16 protein-coding genes are annotated in these 15098 nt (G+C 65.1%); 7 read left to right on the top strand and 9 right to left on the bottom strand.

The annotated features are described in order from the left end of the window. Positions 1-64: 64 nt before the first annotated feature. Positions 65-1561 (bottom strand): YifB family Mg chelatase-like AAA ATPase, encoded by a 1497-nt coding sequence (locus NAO55_RS00700; RefSeq protein WP_102839550.1) that lies wholly within the window; start codon positions 1559-1561, stop codon positions 65-67. 36 nt (positions 1562-1597) lie between these two features. Next, positions 1598-1858 (bottom strand): accessory factor UbiK family protein, encoded by a 261-nt coding sequence (locus NAO55_RS00695; protein ID WP_013981620.1) that lies wholly within the window; start codon positions 1856-1858, stop codon positions 1598-1600. Positions 1859-2254: 396 nt separating this feature from the next. On the opposite strand from NAO55_RS00695, the gene glnK reads away from it, so the two are divergent. From glnK to sutA, 5 genes are all read left to right on the top strand, one after another. Beyond that, positions 2255-2593, top strand: coding sequence for a P-II family nitrogen regulator (gene glnK / locus NAO55_RS00690; RefSeq protein WP_003096476.1), 339 nt, complete (start codon positions 2255-2257; stop codon positions 2591-2593). Between the two features lie 38 nt (positions 2594-2631). Further along, positions 2632-3948, top strand: a complete 1317-nt coding sequence (locus NAO55_RS00685) for an ammonium transporter (protein WP_102839551.1) — start codon at positions 2632-2634, stop codon at positions 3946-3948. 122 nt (positions 3949-4070) lie between these two features. Then, on the top strand, positions 4071-5321 hold the full coding sequence (locus tag NAO55_RS00680) for an ammonium transporter (protein WP_102839552.1): 1251 nt from the start codon (positions 4071-4073) through the stop codon (positions 5319-5321). Between the two features lie 102 nt (positions 5322-5423). Then, a complete protein-coding gene (locus tag NAO55_RS00675; protein WP_102839553.1) occupies positions 5424-5849 on the top strand; it encodes a secondary thiamine-phosphate synthase enzyme YjbQ in 426 nt (141 codons plus the stop codon). Positions 5850-5928: 79 nt separating this feature from the next. Beyond that, on the top strand, positions 5929-6258 hold the full coding sequence (gene sutA / locus NAO55_RS00670) for a dormancy-specific transcriptional regulator SutA (protein ID WP_102839554.1): 330 nt from the start codon (positions 5929-5931) through the stop codon (positions 6256-6258). A gap of 69 nt (positions 6259-6327) precedes the next feature. Here sutA and NAO55_RS00665 read toward each other — a convergent pair whose 3' ends face one another. The 6 genes from NAO55_RS00665 to lptM are packed head-to-tail and all read right to left on the bottom strand — an operon-like array spanning position 6328 to position 10912. After that, positions 6328-7029: an HAD family hydrolase gene (locus tag NAO55_RS00665; protein ID WP_063539580.1), complete on the bottom strand. Its 702-nt coding sequence runs from the start codon at positions 7027-7029 to the stop codon at positions 6328-6330. Continuing rightward, positions 7026-7925 carry a tyrosine recombinase XerC gene (gene xerC, locus NAO55_RS00660; RefSeq protein ID WP_102839555.1) on the bottom strand — a complete coding sequence of 300 codons (900 nt, stop codon included), beginning with the start codon at positions 7923-7925 and terminating at the stop codon, positions 7026-7028. The genes NAO55_RS00665 and xerC overlap by 4 nt, the downstream gene beginning before the upstream one ends. Before the next feature lie 56 nt (positions 7926-7981). Continuing rightward, entirely contained in the window at positions 7982-8674 is a 693-nt protein-coding gene (locus NAO55_RS00655; RefSeq protein WP_011911742.1) for a DUF484 family protein, read from the bottom strand. Next, positions 8671-9501, bottom strand: coding sequence for a diaminopimelate epimerase (dapF, locus tag NAO55_RS00650; protein WP_063539582.1), 831 nt, complete (start codon positions 9499-9501; stop codon positions 8671-8673). Before dapF ends, NAO55_RS00655 begins: the two co-directional genes overlap by 4 nt. 10 nt (positions 9502-9511) lie before the next feature. Beyond that, on the bottom strand, positions 9512-10759 hold the full coding sequence (lysA, locus tag NAO55_RS00645) for a diaminopimelate decarboxylase (RefSeq protein WP_102839556.1): 1248 nt from the start codon (positions 10757-10759) through the stop codon (positions 9512-9514). Positions 10760-10771: 12 nt separating this feature from the next. Then, the gene (lptM, locus tag NAO55_RS00640) at positions 10772-10912 is read right to left on the bottom strand and encodes an LPS translocon maturation chaperone LptM (protein WP_003283423.1); all 141 of its coding nucleotides are present in this window, start codon (positions 10910-10912) and stop codon (positions 10772-10774) included. 188 nt (positions 10913-11100) lie between these two features. Here lptM and cyaY point away from each other — a divergent pair, with 188 nt between their 5' ends. After that, a complete protein-coding gene (cyaY, locus tag NAO55_RS00635) occupies positions 11101-11433 on the top strand; it encodes an iron donor protein CyaY (protein ID WP_020306713.1) in 333 nt (110 codons plus the stop codon). A gap of 161 nt (positions 11434-11594) precedes the next feature. Next, positions 11595-11999 (top strand): nucleoside diphosphate kinase regulator, encoded by a 405-nt coding sequence (gene rnk, locus NAO55_RS00630; RefSeq protein ID WP_020306712.1) that lies wholly within the window; start codon positions 11595-11597, stop codon positions 11997-11999. Between the two features lie 177 nt (positions 12000-12176). On the opposite strand, the gene NAO55_RS00625 is transcribed toward rnk, so the two are convergent. Beyond that, a complete protein-coding gene (locus NAO55_RS00625) occupies positions 12177-14999 on the bottom strand; it encodes a class I adenylate cyclase (RefSeq protein WP_102839557.1) in 2823 nt (940 codons plus the stop codon). Positions 15000-15098: the final 99 nt, after the last annotated feature.

Below are 15098 nucleotides of genomic sequence, written 5' to 3'. Positions count from 1 at the left end.
ACCGCAAAGGATGCTGGTTGTCCGCAGCTGATCGAGTCGACGCAAGGCCCGCGCCAGAGCAGGCTCAGCTTTGACTGCCGGGGCGGTACTGCAGCGCTTCGGCAAGGTGCTGACGGCTGATTCGCTCGGCCTGTTCCAAGTCGGCGAGGGTGCGTGCCACCTTGAGCAGGCGGTGCGCGGCGCGCAACGACAGCGCCAGGCGTTCGCAGGCGCGTTCCAGCCAGGCCTGGTCGTCGGCACCGAGCTGGCAATGGCTGCGCAGGCCGGCCAGATCGAGAAAGGCGTTGGCGCAGCCCTGACGGGCGAGTTGCCGCTGCCGTGCCTCGGCGACTTGTGCGGCCAGCACCGCGCTGCTCTGGCCGGTCTGCGGCGGTGCGTTGAGGGCGGTTGCTTCGCGCGCCACGGTCAGGTGCAGGTCGATGCGGTCGAGCAGCGGCCCGGAGAGCTTGTTGCGGTAGCGCTGGATCTGCTCCGGCGTGCAGCGGCAGCGTCCGTTTGGGTCGCCCAGGTAGCCACAGGGGCAGGGATTCATTGCCGCGACGAGCTGAAAGCGCGCCGGAAAACGCACCTTGTCGCGGGCCCGGGCGATGACGATATGGCCGGATTCCAGCGGCTCGCGCAGGACCTCGAGTACCTTGCGATCGAACTCCGGCAGTTCGTCGAGAAACAGCACACCCTGATGCGCCAGGGTGATTTCACCCGGCTGCGGGCGGCTGCCGCCACCGACCAGCGCCGGCCCTGATGCACTGTGATGGGGCTGGCGGAATGGGCGTTGCGGCCAATGCTCCAGAGGGCTGTGGCTGGCCACCGAATGGATGGCGGCGACTTCCAGCGCCTCCTGTTCGTCCAGCGGTGGCAACAGGCCGGGCAGACGGCTGGCCAGCAGCGTCTTGCCGGTACCGGGTGGCCCGGAAAACAGCAGGTTGTGCGCACCGGCTGCGGCGATCAGCAGGCCGCGCTTGGCCGCCTGCTGGCCCTGCACGTCGGCCAGGTCAGGGTAAGGCTGGACCTGCCGTAGCAGGCCCTGGGCAACATAGGGCTCGAGTGGCGTGACGCCGTTGAAGTGCGCGGCGACCTCGAGCAAGTGTTCGGCGGCATAGACGGTCAGCCCCGAGGCGAGGCTGGCTTCCTCGGCGTTGGCCCGTGGCACCAGCAGTGCACGGCCGGCGGCACGTGCAGCGAGGGCGGCCGGCAGCACGCCCTGCACCGGGCGCAAGGCGCCGGACAGAGCCAGCTCGCCGAGGCACTCCAGTTTGTCGAGCCGCTCGTTGGGCAGCTGGCCGCTGGCGGCAAGAATGCCCAGGGCAATGGACAGGTCGAAGCGGCCACCGTCCTTGGGCAGATCGGCGGGGGCGAGATTGAGGGTGATGCGTCGGGCGGGAAAATCGAAGCCGGAGCTGAGGATGGCGCTGCGCACGCGATCCTTGCTTTCCTTGACCGCGGTTTCCGGCAGGCCGACCAGGGTCAGCGCCGGCAGACCGTTGGCCAGATGGGCTTCGACGGTCACCGCCGGCGCTTCGACGCCGATCTGCGCGCGGCTATGAACGATGGCCAGGGACATCCGATCACTCCTTTGATCGTGTCGCGGCCCGGTCTGTCAAGACGCGGGCGGCGTGAGCTTTTCTTCCAGTTCGGCAACCTTGGCTTCGAGCGCCTCCAGGCGCGCGCGGGTGCGGGCGAGCACCACCATCTGGCTGTCGAATTCGTCGCGGCTGACCACGTCGAGCTTGTTCAGTGCGCCCTGCACCACACCCTTGAGCTGGGCTTCGAACTCGCCACGCGGCAGCGGCGTCTCGCCGTTGAACAGGCGCGAGGCCTGGGAGCCGATGGCATCTAGGAAAGCTTTTGGCGGCAACATTGAAAACACCTGTCGTTGAACGGGGCGCAGTGTAGCACGGTGATTTTTCTGCCTTTCTTGCAGGTGGCGCACAAAAAATGAGCAGAGCTTGGTGCAGCTGCGCACCATTTCTGTGCGTTCATCAGGCGGAACCGTCCGTCGGGCCGCTTCGTTTGCGGCTGAACCCGCGTAGCAAGCGGCTTGCGCAAAGCTGGCATCGATTCTGCTTTGCTCCCGTTGACGCACGCACCGGTTCGTTGCGGTGCATGAGCGATTCGCGACGCTTCGTCGGAGAGATTGGTGGTGTCGGTCCGCGGCCCGGCTGAAGCCGGAGCGTTACAACAGCCAGACACTGAGCTTAGACTTGAGCCGGGTTCGTACTTCTGGGGCAAGTCCACCTAAACGGGAGAAGTTTTCATGAAACTAGTCACTGCCATCATCAAGCCGTTCAAGCTGGACGACGTGCGCGAGTCGCTGTCGGAAATTGGCGTACAGGGCATCACCGTGACCGAAGTCAAAGGCTTCGGTCGTCAGAAGGGCCACACCGAGCTGTATCGCGGTGCCGAATACGTCGTCGACTTCCTGCCGAAGGTAAAGATTGACGTGGCCATCGCCGACGATCAGCTCGATCGCGTGATCGAGGCCATCACCAAGGCGGCCAACACCGGCAAGATCGGTGACGGCAAGATCTTCGTGGTCAACCTGGAACAGGCTATCCGCATCCGTACCGGCGAAACCGATACCGACGCGATTTAAGCAGCACCTCCGAACCCCCACGCCCCAGGAGTAAAACCATGACTCTGCGAAGATTCGCAGGGCTAGGAGCCCTTTTGTCTCTGATAAGCCCAGGCATCGCCTTGGCGCAGGAGGCGACGCTGGATTCAGGCGATACGGCATGGATGCTTACGGCCACTGCGCTGGTGCTGTTCATGACCATCCCCGGGCTGGCGCTGTTCTACGGCGGCATGGTCCGCTCGAAGAACATCCTCTCGGTGATGATGCAGTGCTTCGCCATCACCGGCCTGATGAGCATCCTCTGGATGGTCTATGGCTACAGCCTCGCGTTCGATACCACCGGTATGGAAGCGGGCGTCACCAACTTCAATTCCTTCGTCGGCGGTCTGGATCGTGCCTTCCTCAGCGGCCTGACGCCTGACAGCCTGATCGGCGCGTTCCCGGAAAGCGTCTTCATCACTTTCCAGATGACCTTCGCCATCATCACCCCGGCGCTCATCGTCGGCGCCTTCGCCGAGCGCATGAAGTTCTCGGCGATGCTGGTGTTCATGGGCGTCTGGTTCACCCTGGTCTATGCGCCGATCGCGCACATGGTCTGGGGCGGTGACGGCGGCCTGATGTGGGACTGGGGTGTACTGGATTTCGCCGGTGGCACCGTGGTGCACATCAACGCCGGTATCGCTGGTCTGGTCGCCTGCCTGGTGCTGGGCAAGCGCAAGGGCTTCCCGACCACGCCGATGGCACCGCACAACCTGGGGCTGACCCTGGTCGGCGCGGCGATGCTGTGGATCGGCTGGTTCGGCTTCAACGCCGGCTCCGCCGTGGCCGCCAACGGCACCGCCGGCATGGCCATGCTGGTAACCCAGATCGCTACTGCAGCCGCGGCGCTGGGCTGGATGTTCGCCGAGTGGATCGGCCACGGCAAATCCAGCGCGCTGGGCATCGCTTCGGGCGTGGTCGCCGGTCTGGTCGCCATCACGCCGGCTGCCGGCACCGTAGGCCCGATGGGCGCGCTGGTCATCGGTCTGGTCTCGGGGGTGGTCTGCTTCTTCTGCGCCACCAGCCTGAAACGCAAGCTCGGCTACGACGATTCGCTGGATGCCTTCGGTGTGCACGGCGTGGGCGGCATCGTCGGTGCGCTGCTCACCGGCATCTTCGCCGCGCCCATGCTGGGTGGCTTCGGCGAGGTGGAGAACATCGGCCTGCAGCTGTGGATTCAGTTCAAGGGCGTGCTGTTCACCGTGGTGTACACCGGCATCGTCACCTACCTGATCCTCAAGGCGATCGATCTGGTGATGGGGCTGCGGGTCAACGAGGAGCAGGAGACCGTCGGCCTCGACCTCAGCCTGCACAACGAGCGCGGCTACAACCTGTAAGCCATTCAGGGCGCCCCGGAGCCAACCCGGGGCCAATCCGAAAAGCGGCGCTGGCCATCGATGCAGCATGCGGTGGCCAGCGGACCGAACAGCGCACAAAGCGCGACAGCAAGAGGTGACACATGGATAGCACTGCATTGATACCCGTCCAGTACGGACTCGATACCTTCTACTTCGTGATCTGCGGAGCGCTGGTGATGTGGATGGCGGCGGGTTTCGCCATGCTCGAAGCCGGTCTGGTCCGGGCCAAGAACACCGCTGAGATCCTCACCAAGAACATCGTGCTCTACGCGCTGGCGTCGATCATGTATCTGCTGGTCGGCTACTACATCATGTACTCCAGCCCGGAAGGCGGCATCTTGCCGAGCCTGGGCTTCCTGATCGGTGACGAGCATGCGGTCGATGTGGTCGCCGCCGGTGGTGAGGATGCGCCTTACTACTCGGCCCGCGCGGACTTCTTCTTCCAGATCGTCTTCGCCGCGACCTGCATGTCGGTGGTCTCCGGTGCGGTGGCCGAGCGCATGAAGCTGTGGGCGTTCATCGCCTTCGCGGTGGTGATGACCGGCTTCATCTATCCGGTTCAGGGCTTCTGGAAGTGGGGCGGTGGTTTCCTGGATGCCGCCGGCTTCCTCGACTTCGCCGGCTCCGGCATCGTGCACATGGCCGGTGCGGCCGCGGCGCTGGCCGGTGTCCTGCTGCTTGGTCCACGCAAGGGCAAGTACGGCCCGAACGGCCAGATCAACGCCATTCCCGGTGCCAACCTGCCGCTGGCGACTCTCGGTGCCTTCATCCTGTGGATGGGCTGGTTCGGCTTCAACGGTGGCTCGCAGCTGAAAATGAGCACCATCGAGGACGCCAACGCGGTTGCCCAGGTCTTCGTCAACACCAACCTCGCCGCGGCCGGTGGCCTGATTGCGGCGCTGATCACTGCGCGCCTGCTGTTCGGCAAGTCCGACCTGACCATGGTGCTCAACGGCGCGCTGGCCGGTCTGGTGGCGATCACCGCCGAGCCGCTGACCCCGAGCGCGCTGCAGGCGACGCTGATCGGTGGCGTGGGCGGCGTGCTGGTGGTGTTCAGCATTCTCGCGCTGGACAAGCTCAAGCTCGATGACCCGGTCGGTGCCATCTCGGTACACGGTGTCGTCGGCATGTGGGGCCTGCTGGCCGTGCCGCTGACCAATGCCGATGCCTCGTTCGGTGCCCAGTTGCTGGGGCTGGTCTCGATCTTCCTCTGGGTGTTCATCGCCAGCCTGATCGTCTGGGGCATCATCAAGGCGGTGATGGGCCTGCGCGTCAGCGAGGAAGAAGAGTATGAGGGCGTGGACGTGGTCGAATGCGGTCTGGAAGCCTATCCGGAGTTCACACGTCAGTAACGACTCAAAGGGTCATGACAAGGGCGCCTTTTGGCGCCCTTTGTTTTTTTCGGCGCCACGCTAGAATGCGCGCGACCCGTCGTTGAACATGAGCCTTCGAACATGTGGCAACAGACCCTGATCACCCTGCGCGCCCGGCCGCGCGGCTTTCATCTGATCACCGACGAGGTGCTCGGCGCGCTGCCGGAACTGCGTCGATGCCAGGTCGGTCTGTTACACCTGTGGCTGCGGCATACCTCGGCCTCGCTGACGATCAACGAGAATGCCGATGCGGCGGTACGGCGCGACTTCGAACGCTTCTTCAATTGTCTGGTGCCCCAGGGCGAAGAGGGTTACGAGCATGACTACGAAGGGCCGGACGATCTGCCGGCGCACTTCAAGGCCAGCTTGCTCGGTTGCCAACTGAGCCTGCCGGTGAGCATGGGGCGCCTGGCGCTGGGGACCTGGCAGGGCATCTATCTCGGGGAACACCGCGACCAGGGTGGCGCGCGGCAGATAGTCGCAACGCTGCACGGGACGGCAAGTTGAATTTTTTTTTGGCGGTGTCGGTCATTCCGCATCGCTGGGCTATAACTTACTCCGCTTTGGCAAAGCCATGAGGTAGAACATGAGCGACGAAGAACTAGAACAAGACGATCTGGACGTGAGCGACGAGGAGGAAGGCGAGGAGCTGAACGCTGCCGATGACGGCGACGACAGCCTCGACGAGGAGGGCACCGACAGCGAGCGGGCCACGCCGACCAAGAAGGCCAAGGCCAAGTCCGCCGAGCCGGACGAGCTGCCGAGCCTGGAAGCCAAGCAGAAGGAGCGCGAAGCGCTGGCGCGGGCCATGGAAGAGTTCCTGGCACGTGGCGGCCGCGTTCAGGAGGTCGAACCCAATGTGGTCGCCGACCCGCCGAAGAAGCCGGATAGCAAGTACGGCAGCCGTCCTATCTGAGCTGCACGGATCACGAAGAAGCCCGCTATTGAGCGGGCTTCTTCGTTTCAGCGGCGCGCTGGCGGTGGCTCAGTTGTCGCGCCAGGCGAGCAGCAGCTTGGGCAGGTCGGCCAGGCGCTGGATCTCGGCGTCGGGCTGGTAGTCGTGCGCCCAGGCGATCCGCTTCGGGTTGAACCACACCGCGCGTAGCCCAGCCTGCTGTGCGCCGGCGATGTCGTCCAGGGCATGGTCGCCGATGTGCACCGCCTGTTCCGGGCGCGCATCACCCAGGCGCAGGGCCTGCTGGAATGGATGCGGATCCGGTTTGCCGACGCCCAGATCCTCAGCGCACAGGGTGAACTGGAAGTAGTCCGCCAGGCCCAGGCGGCGCACATCCGCATTGCCGTTGGTGATCACGCCGAGGGTGTAGTGATTGGCCAGGAACTCCAGTGTGGGTTGCACGTCGGGGAAGATCTGCACCTCGTGACGAGCATCGAGGAACACCTGGAACGCCTGCTCGGCCAGGCCGTTCGCCTCGTCGGCAGGGTAGCCGGCATCCTGCAGGGCATGTTGCAGAATGCGCCGGCGCAGCTCGCTGATGCGGTGGCGCAGCGCCGGCTCCTGCTCCACCAGCATGCGGCGTATTGCACCCAGCGCCTCGATGGGAAAATCGCCGAGCCGCGGTGCATAGGCGGCGAGCCAGTCGCGCAGTGCGGTTTCCGCGCTCTGGATGGCTGGCGTGGTTTCCCAGAAGGTGTCGTCGAGGTCGAAGGTGATCAGGCGGATGCTCATGTGTCGGTGTCCTGCTTGCGCTTGGCGCGCGGATGCGCATGGTCGTAGACCTTGGCCAGGTGCTGGAAATCCAGGTGGGTGTAGATCTGCGTCGTGCCGATGTCGGCATGGCCGAGCAGCTCCTGCACCGAGCGCAGGTCCTGCGAGGATTCCAGCAGATGGCTGGCGAAACTGTGGCGCAGCATGTGCGGGTGCAGATGCTGACCGAGTTCGCGCACACCGGCCTGGCGCACCCGCAGCTGCACGGCACGGGCGCCGAGGCGACGCCCTTGCTGGCCGATGAACACCGCACCGTCGGCGGGCCCGGCCAGCGTTCGCAACGGTAACCAGGCCTGCAGCGCCTCATGCGCCTTGCTGCCGACCGGCAGTTCGCGCACCTTGTTGCCCTTGCCCAGTACCCGCACCAGACCGGCGGCGAGGTCGAGCTGATCGAGGTTCAGACCGACCAGTTCGGACAGGCGCAGACCGGAGGAATAAAACAGTTCGAGCATCGCCTGATCGCGACGGGCGATGAAATCGTCCTCGACACCGCCATCGAGCAGCTGCATGGCGCGATCGGTATCCAGCAGGCGCGGCAATCGGCGCTCGCCCTTGGGGGCGGACAGGCCGGTGGCCGGGTCGTGCTCGCAGAGCCCTTCCTGGTTGAGGTAGCGATACAGCCCGCGCACTGATGACAAGAGGCGTGCCAGGCTGCGGCTGGACTGTCCCTGGCGATGCTGTTCGGCGATCAGGTGGCGCAGATGGCGGCCCTGCAGGTCGCGCCAGCCGGCGATGCGCTCGCGCTCGCAGTAGGTGAGAACCTTGTCCAGATCGCGACGATAGGCATCCAGCGAATGGCCGGACAGCTGCCGCGCGCTGCGCAGGTATTCGAAGTAGGCGTCGAGTTCGTTCTGCACCGGGCTCCCTCGCTCGCGAAAAGAACGGCCGCGCCAGCCGACGCCGGCGGCTGCGCTCAGCGTACCGAGCGCAGCGGGGTGCCGAAGCGCGGCAAGACGCGCGCGAGCACTTCGGCGATATAACCGAGGAACAGGGTGCCCAGCGAGCTCTTGTAGTGCTGCGGGTCGCGGCTGCCGATGGCGAGAACCCCCAGCTGGTCGTCGAGGCTGACCACTGCGGCGGAGCCGACGCTGGGGCCATCCTCGCCGAACAGAAAGCTGAGCTCGTGGGGACGCAGCACGCCGCAGATGGTCTTGCCACCCTCGAGCAGGCCACCGATGTTCTGCTTGGCCTCGGCGGTGCTGACGCAGCGGCCGACCGGCAATGTCGCCTCGCTGAACAGGATGAGGCTGACGTAGGGTACCTGGAACTCGTGGCGCAGGCTGTCTTCCACTGCGCTGACCACTTCTTCCAGGCTGCCGGCGTCGAGCAGGTCGAGCACCAGGCGGCGGGTCTTGTCGAACAGGCGGTCGTTGTCGCGCGCGACGTCCATCAACTGCGACAGCCGATGGCGCATCTCGATGTTGCGCTCGCGCAGCAGCTTGACCTGACGCTCCACCAGCGACACCGCGGTGCCCGGTTGATGGGGAATGCGCAGCTCGGGGATCAGCTCGTCGTGATCGACGAAGAATTCCGGATGGGCGCGCAGGTAAGCGGCGACGGCTTCGGCGTCGGGTAGCGGAGTGCTGCCCTGAGTCTGGTCGGTCATAGGCGAACCTGTCCTTCAAATACACGAACGGCGGGGCCGGTCATCATAACCGGCTGCCCCGGACCTGCCCATTCGATGGACAGACGGCCACCCGGCAGCTCGATCTGCACCGGCGAGTCCATCCAGCCCTGGCGAATCGCCGCGACCGCAGCCGCGCAGGCACCGGTGCCGCAGGCCTGGGTCTCCCCGGCGCCGCGTTCCCAGACGCGCAGCCGCGCATGGCGGCGGTCGACCACCTGCAGGAAGCCGACGTTGACCCGCTGCGGAAAGCGCGGGTGATGCTCGATCTTCGGCCCCAGCTCATGCACCGGCGCCTGCTCGACGCTGTCGACGCGCAGCACCGCATGGGGGTTGCCCATGGATACGGCGGCCAGCTCTACGCGCTGGCCATCGACGTCGAGCGGATAGCTCAGGGCTTCCTGCTCGGCCTGGAACGGAATTTCGGCCGGCACCAGTCGCGGCGGGCCCATGTCCACGCGGATCTGCCCATCGGGGCGGATATCCAGCTCGATGATGCCGCCCTTGGTTTCGACCTTGATCTTGCGCTTGACGGTCAGGCGCTTGTCGACCACGAAGCGGGCGAAGCAGCGCGCGCCGTTGCCGCACTGCTCCACTTCCGAACCATCGGAATTGAATATGCGGTAGCGGAAATCCACGTCCGGATTCTGCGGCGGCTCGACGATCAGCAGCTGATCGAAGCCGACACCGGTGTGGCGGTCGCCCCACTGCTTGGCGTGCTTGGGCTGGATGTGCGCGTGCTGGCTGACCAGGTCGATGACCATGAAATCGTTGCCCAGACCGTGCATCTTGGTAAAGCGCAGAAGCATGATCTTGGCCTCAAGTGGGCAGCAGGCTTTCGCCGGCGTACAGCTCCTGAACGCTCTCGCGACGGCGCACTTCGAAGGCCTGGTCACCATCCACCAGCACCTCGGCGGCGCGGCCGCGGGTGTTGTAGTTGGAGCTCATGACGAAGCCGTAGGCGCCGGCCGAACACACCGCCAGCAGATCGCCTTCGACCAGCGCCAGCTCGCGATCCTTGGCGAGAAAGTCGCCGGTCTCGCAGATCGGCCCGACGATGTCGTAGCGACGGGTATCGCCTTCGTGCGGCTGCACCGCGACCACGTTCATCCAGGCCTGGTACAGCGCCGGGCGGATCAGGTCGTTCATCGCCGCATCGACGATGGCAAAGTCCTTGTGCGCGGTGTGCTTGAGATATTCCACGCGGGTCAGCAGCACGCCGGCATTGGCGACGATGGAGCGGCCCGGCTCGAACACCAGTGCCAGCCCGCGGCCTTCGATGCGCTGGCGCACGGCCTGGATGTAGTCGCCGGCCAGCGGCGGCTGCTCGTCGCGATAACGCACGCCGAGCCCACCACCGAGGTCGAGGTGACGGATCTGGATGCCGCGGGTGGCGAGCCGATCGACCAGCGCCAGCAGGCGGTCGAGGGCATCGAGGAAGGGCGGCAGGCTGGTCAGCTGCGAACCGATGTGGCAGTCGACGCCGACCACGTCCAGGTTCGCTAGCTCGGCGGCACGGGCGTAGACCGCCTCGGCGTTGTCGATATCGATGCCGAACTTGTTCTCTTTCAGACCGGTGGAAATATATGGATGGGTACCGGCATCCACGTCCGGATTGACCCGCAGCGACACCGGCGCCTTCATGCCCAGCTCGGCGGCAACCTGCTGCAGGCGCTCCAGCTCGTCGGTGGATTCGACGTTGAAGCAGTGCACGCCAACTTCCAGCGCGCGGCGCATGTCGTCGCGGGTCTTGCCGACGCCGGAGAAGACGATACGGTCCGGCTGTCCGCCGGCGGCCAGCACACGCTCCAGCTCACCGCGCGAGACGATGTCGAAGCCCGCGCCGAGACGCGCCAGGACGTTCAGCACGCCCAGGTTGGAGTTGGCTTTGACGGCAAAGCAGACCAGGTGCGGCATGCCATCCAGCGCATCGGCATAGGCCCGGTACTGGGCTTCGATGTGCGCGCGGGAATAGACGTAGGTCGGGGTGCCGAAGCGTTGCGCGAGTGCGGGCAGTGCCACGCCTTCCGCGAAGAGTTGACCGTCGCGGTACGAGAAGGCCTTCATGAACAGCCTCCTTTAGAGTTCGAAACGGTCTTTGGAACGTTCTTTGACGGTCTGCTCGTCATCCGGCAGGTACAGCGGACCTTTCTGGCCACAACCGCTGAGCGCGGCGGCGAAGACGGCAAGGGCGATGAAGGGAAGCAGAAGGCGCTTCATGGGGGCTGGAATCCTTGAAAAATCTAATCGCCGGAGTATACCCAGCACCCGGCAGATTGCCTATGCGAGCAGCACGTCACACGGCGGCGTTGCTGGCCGCCGGCTCGCTTGATCCGGGCGGGGCCTGCTAAGCTCGCCGCCGTTGAGCGCGGCCTCGTCGCGCGCAGAACAATTCGAGGATGTCTTGCATGAGCCTGAGTGAAGCCCGTTATCACGATCTGGTCGATGCCGTACAGGAGAGCGTCGAGGACGTATTCGATGACACCAACCTGGATGTCGACCTGGAAAACTCCGGTGGCGTGCTGACCGTTCGCTTCGACAATGGCAGCCAGCTGATCCTCAGTCGTCAGCCTGCGCTGCGCCAGCTGTGGGTGGCGGCGCGCTCCGGTGGCTTTCATTTCGACTATGACGAGGGCAGCCAGTTGTGGTTGTGCGATGCCAGTGGCGAACGGCTCGGTGAGTTGCTTTCGCGGGTGACGCTGGAGCAGGGCGGCGAGTCGCTGGAGTTCGAGGATTTGTGACGCCAGCGCCGCGCAGGCCCCGTATTCCGGGGGGCTGTCGGCAGGGGCCTTGCTTATTCGGGCTGCTGTGATAGTGTCTCTCGCAGGTCAACAAAACCCCGCCTTCGGGCGGGGTTTTGCTTTTTTCGTGTTTTATTTTTCGCAGGAGCTTGCCAGAACCCATGACCAGTGCACCGCCGATCATCCTTACCAAACTCGATCTGCAGCGCCTCGAGCGGCTGCTCGACAGTCTGGACGACTACGGTCCGGCCGCCGAAGCGCTCGAGCAGGAACTGTCGCGGGCGCAGATCGTGGAACGCAGCGAGATGCCTGCCGGTGTCGTGACCATGAACTCGCGTGTGCATTGCCGCGACGAAGGCAGTGGCAAGGACTACCACCTGACGCTGGTCTACCCACACGATGCCGGCAAGGAAGGCACCGTATCGGTGCTCGCCCCGGTCGGCACTGCGCTGCTGGGCATGAGCGTCGGCCAGCACATCGACTGGCCGGCCCCCGGCGGCAAGATGATCAAGCTCACCCTGCTGGCCATCGAGTATCAGCCCGAAGCGGCCGGCGATCCGTTCTGACGGGCAGCGCTTGCGAAATGATCAGCCCGGCCGCCGCTGCGCCCGGGCTGGTAACAGCTTCCGGCAGCTCTGCCTCTCTTGAAGCAACAACCGTTCGATAGCACTGCACCCTGCTGCTGGTTCGTCGGGCCAGAACCTCGCGCCGCGACGTTCGCTGAGGCCCCCGCCAGTTTCCCTCTATTGTTCCAACACCGCGTTCAGTGCCGCCTCCAGCCGCGACTTGTAACGCAGGTATTGCACCGTCTGGCTACGGCCGCTTCCGTGCAAACCGGAGAGGTCAAGATCGGTGATGTAACAGGGGTAGCGTTCGCCCGCGCGGCGGTGCGCGAGGATCGTGCGCGCCACGGCGGCGAACAGGTCTGTACCGTACTCCAGGCCGGAAAACTCCTGCTGGTTGCAGTACAGCGTGACCTGGGAGCGGCCGTTCTCGCTCGCATCGACGATGGCTTGCACGTCATAGAACGGATCGTTGATCTCGCCTTGCGGCAGCGGCCGGCGTTCCAGCTGCGCAGGTTGCGTGATGCTGGCGGGGCGGATGCGGTAGATCAGGATTGCCGGATCGGTGGTCTCCGCCATGGTGGCGGTCTGCTGCGCCCTGCGCCGATAGAGCATCGATTCGAGAAAGCGCAGCAATGGCTTGAGCAGCGAACGCTCGTCGCGATAAGGCAACGTCTGCTGCCAGAGCGCGTTGCATTCGTCGAGTACGCTCAGCTCCGCCGTTTCGCCCAGGCTACGGTAGAACACCTGCAGGCAGCCCGGGCGGCCTTGGGCCAGCATCAGCGCCAGTTCCTCACCCTCCAGCGCCTTGCGATCGAGCTGCAGCGGGCTGTAGGCGTGGTGCGCCTCGGCGAGATGTTCAACCAGCGCGTCGCGGTCGTTCAGGCTGCTCACGCGCAGGCTGTCGTGGTCACGCTGCAGCACGTGGAAGTGCTGACGGACCTGCAGCAGGTAGCGGGCAGCCGGGGCGGCGGCGAGGCTGGCGCACGCATCGTGGAATATTTCTTCGACGCGCCGGCCGATGGCCTGGCCGCGGTTGCGAGCGAAGCAGAATACCTGCAGTTGCGGCTCCGCCTCGCGTGTCGTCTGCTCGACATAGTCGCGCAGGCATTGTGGCAGGGCTGTCGGTCCCTCGTAGCGGGTCACCATTAGCTCGTTCCAGCTGTTGAGGGTGATCTGATCGATGCTCAGCACGAGGTTTTCCGGTGCTGCATTCTGGATGGCCTGTTCGGCGATCGTCGGCTGCTCCGGTGCAAGCTGCATCGGATCCAGCCCAACATTGACCAGCAGCAGTACGCGGCTGGGGCGGCAGGCGGCGAGCAGCGCTTCCTCGCTGACCGGCTGCAGGGGCAGGGGCAGTACGCGGCGCAGGTCGCTGAACAGCGCGAACAGCTCTGCCTCGCTCAGGCCGCTGTCGCCGGGAAACAGCGACAGGTGGGTACTGGCATCGACGACACCGTTGCGATGGCACCAGGCGAGCAGCGCGATGAGTTCGCGCGCGCGCTTGAGCGGGGCGTAATTGGACAGCTCCGGTGCCGTGAGCTGCCCCTGGTAGAGCGACCAATGGGCATCGCCTGCGGCATCGTAGCCGTGGACGAGCGTCAGGCTGTCTTCGCTCATGTCGGGCGATATGCCGAGGTTGATCACCTCCACCTTGCCGGCCTTGCGCTCGATGGCGGCGTACAGGCGGCGCCCCAGTACGCCGAGGTCGCGGCTGGTGAGCGCGCTGGTCGCCTGCAGGCGACGGGTGAACTCACTGAGAAAGCGGTAGCCATAGGTCAGCTCGTTGACCAGCGCACGGCGCTCCTGGCTGACCTGCCGGACCTTCCAGCGGCTGCGGTTGTCGAGCAGGGAGAACTGTTTTTCGTCCCAACGCCAGTCACGGGTAAAACGCTCCAGCAGGATGCGCTGCCAGCTCTTGCTACGGTTGACCGGTGGCCGGCTCAGTGGTCGGTTGATCTTCAGATACAGGCAACGTCGGGCCAGCTCCAGGCGCTCACGGTCGCCGCGCTCACTGAGGTAGCGTTCGATGGCCTGGTAGGCAGCGATGTAGGGGTCGAGTTCCTCCAGCGCGTCGAGGCGACCCTGATAGATGGCTTGCTTGAAATCCAGCGCCAGGCAGCGCAATTGTGGGTACTGGCTGGCATAGACCTCGACCAGCAGCAGCTTGAACAGCGACTTGTAGGGCGCGTCGATGGCCTTGTACAGCTGCCAGAGGCCGGCGCCGACGAACTCCCCTGGCGGCACCTGGCCAAGGTGGCCGAGATCAAGCACTTCGTCGGCGCGCACGAAGCGCTTGGCCAGCAGCGTCGCGACGTATTCGGCGTAGCGATGCTCTTCGTAATCCGGCACCAGCCACCAGAGCGGTGTGCAACCACCGAGCCAGAGCGCGGTGCGGTAGAACTCGTCGAGCAACAGGTAATGCTGGGTGGTGCCGCAGTCATCCGAAGTCAGCTTGGCTTCGCGCTGGCCCTGGGTGAAGCGCTGCGGGTCGACCAGAAAGAAGTGCGCCTCGCTGCCCTGGCTCGCGGCCCAGCTGCGTAACAGCTCGCATTTGCGATGCAGTTCCTCGATCTGCTGCGTCGTCAGCTCCGGATCGTGGCAGACCCAAACGTCCAGATCGCTGTGCTCATCCTGCGCGACGGTGCCCAGGCTACCCATCAGGAACAGGCCAAGGATGGGTTGGAGTGTCTTGCCGCGCAGCGGTTTGTAGGCGAACGAGCGGCTCAGGCGCTGGGCTTCGGCCAGTTGCTCGGCATCCGGCTCGAAATGGGCCAGCCCGGCGGGAGTGCTTGCCGAGACGTAGCCGGGCAGTATCGGATGGTTGACGTGAAACAACAGCGGCAGCAGCTTGAGTACCTGCTGCTGTCGGGTCGACATGGCCTGGGCGGCGCGCTCCAGACGTGCGCTGTTGATGGCCAGAAAGCGCGCCCGCAGCGTGGCCAGCACCTTGCGGTCGATGCCGTCTTCGAGAATCGGGTGGATGTGCTGGGTGCGGGTCATGGTGGTTCGTGCAGGCGAGGCTAACCCCTGTTCATCGGCCACTTGGCGTGCGGCTTGAGGCGGGGCGCAAGTTTGCCAGCTGTGAGCGACCAACGGCCA

Origin of the sequence: Stutzerimonas frequens, assembly GCF_024448335.1 — a bacterium.
Taxonomy (GTDB): Bacteria; Pseudomonadota; Gammaproteobacteria; order Pseudomonadales; family Pseudomonadaceae; genus Stutzerimonas; species Stutzerimonas frequens.
The sequence above is the reverse complement of the archived record's forward strand: the minus strand, read 5'-3'. Positions and strand labels throughout refer to the sequence as shown.

Excerpts from the sequence above, each read along its gene's own strand:
- sutA (WP_102839554.1), top strand. The coding sequence starts at position 5,929 with ATGAGCGACGAAGAACTAGAACAAGACGATCTGGACGTGAGCGACGAG.
- lysA (WP_102839556.1), bottom strand. The coding sequence starts at position 10,759 with ATGAAGGCCTTCTCGTACCGCGACGGTCAACTCTTCGCGGAAGGCGTG.
- NAO55_RS00675 (WP_102839553.1), top strand. The coding sequence starts at position 5,424 with ATGTGGCAACAGACCCTGATCACCCTGCGCGCCCGGCCGCGCGGCTTT.
- cyaY (WP_020306713.1), top strand. The coding sequence starts at position 11,101 with ATGAGCCTGAGTGAAGCCCGTTATCACGATCTGGTCGATGCCGTACAG.
- dapF (WP_063539582.1), bottom strand. The coding sequence starts at position 9,501 with ATGCTTCTGCGCTTTACCAAGATGCACGGTCTGGGCAACGATTTCATG.
- NAO55_RS00685 (WP_102839551.1), top strand. The coding sequence starts at position 2,632 with ATGACTCTGCGAAGATTCGCAGGGCTAGGAGCCCTTTTGTCTCTGATA.
- NAO55_RS00680 (WP_102839552.1), top strand. The coding sequence starts at position 4,071 with ATGGATAGCACTGCATTGATACCCGTCCAGTACGGACTCGATACCTTC.
- NAO55_RS00655 (WP_011911742.1), bottom strand. The coding sequence starts at position 8,674 with ATGACCGACCAGACTCAGGGCAGCACTCCGCTACCCGACGCCGAAGCC.
- NAO55_RS00625 (WP_102839557.1), bottom strand. The coding sequence starts at position 14,999 with ATGACCCGCACCCAGCACATCCACCCGATTCTCGAAGACGGCATCGAC.
- NAO55_RS00695 (WP_013981620.1), bottom strand. The coding sequence starts at position 1,858 with ATGTTGCCGCCAAAAGCTTTCCTAGATGCCATCGGCTCCCAGGCCTCG.
- lptM (WP_003283423.1), bottom strand. The coding sequence starts at position 10,912 with ATGAAGCGCCTTCTGCTTCCCTTCATCGCCCTTGCCGTCTTCGCCGCC.
- rnk (WP_020306712.1), top strand. The coding sequence starts at position 11,595 with ATGACCAGTGCACCGCCGATCATCCTTACCAAACTCGATCTGCAGCGC.
- NAO55_RS00700 (WP_102839550.1), bottom strand. The coding sequence starts at position 1,561 with ATGTCCCTGGCCATCGTTCATAGCCGCGCGCAGATCGGCGTCGAAGCG.
- NAO55_RS00665 (WP_063539580.1), bottom strand. The coding sequence starts at position 7,029 with ATGAGCATCCGCCTGATCACCTTCGACCTCGACGACACCTTCTGGGAA.
- glnK (WP_003096476.1), top strand. The coding sequence starts at position 2,255 with ATGAAACTAGTCACTGCCATCATCAAGCCGTTCAAGCTGGACGACGTG.